1 protein-coding gene is annotated in these 860 nt (G+C 63.6%); it reads left to right on the top strand.

What is annotated here, in order from left to right; genetic code table 11:
* A partial coding sequence (locus tag NK1_RS33195) for an AMP-binding protein (protein ID WP_157104575.1) occupies window positions 1–860 on the top strand: 860 nt, incomplete at both ends.

The raw sequence follows: 860 nt of genomic DNA, 5'->3' as shown, positions 1-860 counted from the left end.
GATGTGGGTGTGTTGTCGGCGGGTGAGTTGGCTGGTGTGGTGCGTGGTCGGAATGAGACTGCGTATCCGGTGTCTGGTGGGTTGTTGTTGGATGGTTTCCGGCGTGCGGTGGTGGGGTCGCCGGGGGCTGTTGCTGTGGTGGGTCCGGGTGGGGAGTCGTTGACGTATGCGGAGTTGGATGCGCGGGTCAATGGTTTGGCGCGTGTGTTGGTGGGGCGTGGTGTGGGACCGGAGTCGTTGGTGGGGTTGGCGGTTCGCCGGTCGGTGGATTTGGTGGTCGGTATGTATGCGGTGCTGACTGCGGGTGGTGCGTATGTGCCGTTGGATCCGGATCATCCGGTGGAGCGGGTGGGGTATGTGCTGGATGTGGCGCGTCCGGTGTGTGTGTTGACGACGGCGCGTGATGGTTTCGTGGTGCCGGGTGGTGTGCCGGTGGTGGAGATCGACACCATCGATCTGTCGTCGGTAGCCGTGGATGCTCTGGCGGAGTCGGAGCTGCGTGCGCCGGTTCGGCCATCGGATACCGCGTACGTCATTTTCACGTCGGGATCGACGGGCCGCCCGAAGGGTGTGGCGGTGTCGCACGAGGCGATTCACAATCAGATCGAGTGGATGTTGTCGCAGTATCCGCTGGGTGCGGGTGACGTCTATCTGCAGAAGACCGCCACCACGTTCGATGTGTCGCTGTGGGGTTTCTTCATGCCGTTGCGGGCGGGCGCGACGTTGGTGGTGGCGACGCCGGATGGTCATCGGGATCCGTTGTATGTGGCGGAAACGATTGCGGCGCAGCGGGTTACGGTGACGGATTTCGTGCCGTCGATGTTGTCGGTGTTCGCCGCCCACGCGGATCGGGCGCAGTT

The sequence above is a fragment of the Nocardia kruczakiae NBRC 101016 genome (genome assembly GCF_001612965.1).
Classification (GTDB): Bacteria; Actinomycetota; Actinomycetes; order Mycobacteriales; family Mycobacteriaceae; genus Nocardia; species Nocardia kruczakiae.
The sequence above is the reverse complement of the archived record's forward strand: the minus strand, read 5'-3'. Positions and strand labels throughout refer to the sequence as shown.